The organism is Nodularia sp. UHCC 0506 (assembly GCF_034931045.1).
GTDB lineage: Bacteria > Cyanobacteriota > Cyanobacteriia > Cyanobacteriales > Nostocaceae > Nodularia.
On sequence record NZ_JAYGHH010000006.1, the window covers coordinates 143677 to 148301 of the forward strand.

Annotated in this window: 5 protein-coding genes and 1 pseudogene; 4 read left to right on the forward strand and 2 right to left on the reverse strand. The window is 41.7% G+C overall.

What is annotated here, in order from left to right; all coding sequences use genetic code 11:
* Positions 1–515, reverse strand: a 515-nt coding sequence (locus tag VB654_RS06820; protein ID WP_323212861.1) for an acetyl-coenzyme A synthetase N-terminal domain-containing protein, incomplete at its 3' end; no start/stop codon positions are given.
* 368 nt (positions 516–883) lie between these two features.
* Between VB654_RS06820 and VB654_RS06825 the strand changes: the two genes are divergently transcribed.
* The 3 genes from VB654_RS06825 (at position 884) to VB654_RS06835 (ending at position 3107) form a co-directional block, all read left to right on the forward strand.
* A complete protein-coding gene (locus VB654_RS06825) occupies positions 884–1576 on the forward strand; it encodes a hypothetical protein (protein WP_323212906.1) in 693 nt (230 codons plus the stop codon).
* Positions 1577–1646: 70 nt separating this feature from the next.
* Positions 1647–2093, forward strand: coding sequence for a hypothetical protein (locus VB654_RS06830; RefSeq protein ID WP_323212862.1), 447 nt, complete (start codon positions 1647–1649; stop codon positions 2091–2093).
* Positions 2094–2372: 279 nt separating this feature from the next.
* Positions 2373–3107, forward strand: a complete 735-nt coding sequence (locus VB654_RS06835; RefSeq protein WP_323212863.1) for a TerC family protein — start codon at positions 2373–2375, stop codon at positions 3105–3107.
* Between the two features lie 134 nt (positions 3108–3241).
* On the opposite strand, the gene ndk is transcribed toward VB654_RS06835, so the two are convergent.
* Positions 3242–3691, reverse strand: coding sequence for a nucleoside-diphosphate kinase (ndk, locus tag VB654_RS06840; protein ID WP_323212864.1), 450 nt, complete (start codon positions 3689–3691; stop codon positions 3242–3244).
* Positions 3692–3905: 214 nt separating this feature from the next.
* On the opposite strand from ndk, the pseudogene VB654_RS06845 reads away from it, so the two are divergent.
* Positions 3906–4625, forward strand: a pseudogene (locus tag VB654_RS06845) (arginine decarboxylase); the annotation flags it as partial.

Below are 4625 nucleotides of genomic sequence, written 5' to 3' on the forward strand. Positions count from 1 at the left end.
CCACCAAATACCACACTGTGGGGCGCACCAATTCTCGCACAGGCTAACATCGCGATCGCGGCTTCGGGAATCATGGGCATATAGATACCGATGCGATCGCCTTTTTTCGCTCCCAATTGCTTCAACACATTGGCAAACTGGCACACCTCCCGATGTAATTGAGCATAGGTTAGTGTCCGAGAATCTCCTGGTTCCCCTTCCCAAATCAGCGCCGCCTTATTTTTGCGCCAAGTAGTCAGGTGTCGATCCAGACAATTATAAGAAATGTTAATTTTACCCCCAACAAACCACTTAGCAAAAGGTGGTTGCCAATCTAGCACCGTGTCCCATTTTTGGAACCAATCTAATTCAGTTTCGGCTAATTCTGCCCAAAATTGCTGCGGATTTGCTTTAGCTTTGGCGTATAGTTGTTGGTAGTCTGCCAAACTTTTGATTTGGGCATTTTGGGCAAATTCGCTGCTAGGAGGGAACGAGCGCTTTTCTTGTAGAATTGATTCTATCGTTGGCTGAGACATAATTAACCCTTCTGTGTAATAGCGTTGTAACTGAGAACTATCTTGTACTCAAAGTTATACAGGATTCCTGTGAATTTCATTAAGAGATACAGTATTTTAAGCACAAGTAATTTCACACTCAACTTTTCTGGTGTGGCAATTAACCCAAAATTCTTAGATCCTGCCCAGAATAGAATAGAATATACAATCTATGGTGCATTGTTTTTTTCACAGAGACATTTACCAGTTGAGCTAGTGCCGCAGGGCGGAAGTCAAAAGGCTAATTCTCTAGGCTTTTCATTGACTTGAAATGGCTAGTCGATTTACGGCAAGCTGTACTAGTTATAAATTATTCAACAAAACGTTAGTTATTGAAAGTAGGGCATCGTTTGCAAGCACAAGAGATTAAGGAACAGTTAAAATACCTGATCGAGCAAGCTTCCTCGATAGACCCTAGCTTGTCCAAAAAATTAGATGAAATTAATCGGTGGGTAAAAAATACTAGACCAGGTTCCTTGACTGCGAAACCCTTTGTCCTCGCCTTTCTCTTGGAAGTAATTACAGACTCTACCATTTGGCTGATGATTAAATCATCATCTTGTGAAGCAGAACAAAAAGCTAAGTTCGAGCAGATGACCCCAAATGAGAAATATTGGTATGGCTATCTTTTTCCGAGATGGATAAATGCAAATGACTCCAAATTTTACATTTGGAAACAAAAACTCATGGCAGGGGAATTTAATCAGGAAGATGATGATATCATTAAAGCAATAGCGCAAGATATTGTGCAGCGTGAAGGTAGTGTGTGGAAGCGTTATATTGCCGACCTGTCTATGGCAACGGATTTGATTGTGAGTAGTCGTCAGCATAAACCACTATGTATTCAAGTTACCAGTGTATCCGAAGAGTTTAATCATCAAAAGTATCATTTTTGGCAAAACACACTGCACTCATGGGAAATCGAGAGAGGAATATTTTTAAGTTACAATCCCAAAGATGCTAATTTCATTAAGCAGTTAGTCAACGTAGCACTGCACAACAGTGACTATCTTTCTGGTGGCAAGTATTTGAAGTTTGATTGATGCTGTCAGCAGTTCAATACTTGAAGATTTGTGTTTTACCCTACATACTCATCAGCTAATCACAGCTTTTATGGCTAACCGACAACAAACTCCCAGCTACGAAACTTCTGTGGAAGAATTTGCTCAAGCTTTGACAACCGCCCGCCGAATGCAGCATGACTGGCTAACTTACGGGGTAGATTATGTTCATTTTTATGTTGAGGATGCAGATAGTAATTGGTTAGAGACTTGGGGCGATGACGAGATTTTAGGTAATAAGTTATTAGATGCTATTAAGGAATTTTTAGTTAGTAGTGATGATGTAGCTATCAGAGTCAGGCAAAATTTAGGAGAGCGTTCACTTTTTGATTTAGCTGTAAATTTAGAAGTATGTTGGAGAATTGGCGAAAGCAGTGACAGATTATGTTTGGTGAGAAATCTGTTAGCTGGTGACGACAATAATGTTGATTTAAATAATGGGGAGTTATTAAATTTAGCAGAGAGTCTGTTGGAAAAATTGGCAGATATTTCTGAGTAAATATTTAAAAGTTCGTAGTGAGGACTTCAGTCCTCTCTATATTTTCCTCACTACTATTCCCAAGGACTCTACAACAGGAAGTTAGAGATATTCTTACACCGCAAAGGAAATGTTAAAACTTTTGGTGTATTGAATAACACCTAAAAATCCTTAACCGTAAAGCGATCGCCTGGATATCCTCCCCATGAGAATGAGGCAGCAACGCGTTAAGCTGGATAAGAGTAGCATTTTGTTGCACTTTTCAGATAATTTTTATTTTTCCTGCTTGAGAAACCCGGAATGCTAGACCAAATTTTTGATTATCTTCACTTTCATTTCAGCGTTGAAGCCCTGATAGTGCTGCTAATCCTGGTTTTATTAGAGGCGGTGCTATCTGCTGATAACGCGATCGCCCTCGCTGCGATCGCCCAAGGATTAGAAGACAAAGAACTCGAACGAAAAGCCCTCAATTTTGGTTTAATCGTTGCTTATGTGCTGCGAATTAGCCTGATTTTAACTGCCACTTGGATACAAAAATACTGGCAATTTGAATTATTAGGTGCTGGCTATTTGCTGTGGTTGGTATTCCAACACTTTACCTCAGAAGAAGCCAAAGACGACCATCATCACGGCCCCCGGTTTAACTCTTTGTTGCAAGCCATCCCTGTAATTGCCTTTACAGATTTAGCATTTTCCTTAGATAGTGTAACCACTGCGATCGCGGTTTCTCAAGAAAAGTGGCTAGTTCTGACTGGTGCAACACTTGGCATCATTACCCTGCGATTTATGACCGGGTTGTTTATCCGGTGGTTAGACGAATTTAAAAACCTCGAAGATGCCGGCTATATCACCGTGGCGTTTGTCGGTTTGCGCCTGTTAATGAGAGTCATCAACGATAACTTAGTTCCACCAGAATGGGTAGTAATTTCCGCGATCGCAATCATTCTAGTTTGGGGATTCTCTGTGCGTAATGAGATTGCAGAAGTAGCCGAATTAGAACCGGAAAAGAGTGAAGTAGAGACCAGTCCCCATTAGGGACGGGTTTACAGATATGATTTTATATCAACGAGGATATAACTAAACCCGCCCTTACCACCCAGTAGCGGCGGGTTTACAGATATCATTCAAGATGAACGACGATATAACTAAAACCCGTCCCTACCACTAAATTATTCTAGTAACCAAGGTGTTAAATGTGGTTGCCAACTGACCAATTCTTCCTCTTTAAACCACAAAGCTATTTCTCTCTGTGCAGTTTCCAAAGCATCAGAACCGTGGATCAGATTGCGGCCAATGCTAATGCCAAAATCGCCCCGAATGGTTCCAGGTTCTGCCGTTAAGGGGTTAGTAGCACCAATAATTTTGCGCGCAGAAGCCACAACACCATCACCTTCCCAAACCATCGCTACGACAGGGCCAGAGGTGATAAAATCCACTAAACTGGGAAAAAATGGTCGTTCCTTGTGAACATCATAATGCTGTTCAGCCAACTCGCGGCTGACTTTCATAAATTTCAAACCCACGAGGGTAAAACCTTTAGTTTCATAGCGACGGATGATTTCCGCTACCAGTCCACGCTGTACACCATCAGGTTTAATTGCTAAAAATGTGCGTTCCAAAGCTATCTCCCAAAACTTAATACGTTTTTCATCGGGTCTTAGTTCTTGTGATTTGCCTTTTGTTTATGTAATCAAGATTTCACACCCTTGACAAATAACAAATGACTACTGACCAATCAGAGTTTATCTCAGAAATTATCGTTGAGTGCATATCCGTGGCAACTTGAATGCGTTAAATTGTTAATTCGTGGGTGCAAAACAGAGGTCACGACAAATGGGTGCTGAATCAACTGCTACATCTGAAGGGGTGGTCATGCCTTCCAATGGACATAAATCGGAATTAAAACATCACAAGCAAAAAAAGCTGCTACCACCTAGTAGTACTACAGGGGGTTTGCCTGGGGCTTGGAAAATTGAGGACAGCGAAGCTTTATACCGGATAGAAGGTTGGGGAGAGCCGTATTTCTCCATTAATGCTGCCGGTCATATTACAGTTTCGCCCAAGGGCGATCGCGGTGGTTCTCTCGACTTGTTTGAATTAGTCAACGCCTTGAAGCAGCGTAACTTGGGACTGCCGATGTTAATTCGCTTCTCCGATATTTTAGAAGACCGGATCGAGCGATTGAATGCTTGTTTTAATAAAGCGATCGCCCGCTATAATTACCCTGGTGTATATCGTGGCGTGTTTCCTGTCAAATGTAACCAAGAACGCCACTTAATTGAAGATTTAGTCAAATTTGGCAAACCGCATCAGTTTGGCTTAGAAGCCGGTTCTAAGCCGGAATTAATGATCGCTTTAGCCTTGTTGGATACACCAGGCGCATTGCTGATTTGCAACGGCTACAAAGACCGGGAATACATCGAAACGGCAATGTTAGCCCAAAGACTAGGGCAAACCTCAATTATCGTTTTAGAACAGGTAGAAGAAGTTGATTTGGTGATTGCGGCACATCGTCAATTAGGAATTAAGCCGATTGTCGGAGTTCGCGCCAAA

Coding starts and splice junctions, on each gene's coding strand:
- VB654_RS06830 (WP_323212862.1), top strand. CDS start 1,647: ATGGCTAACCGACAACAAACTCCCAGCTACGAAACTTCTGTGGAAGAA.
- VB654_RS06835 (WP_323212863.1), top strand. CDS start 2,373: ATGCTAGACCAAATTTTTGATTATCTTCACTTTCATTTCAGCGTTGAA.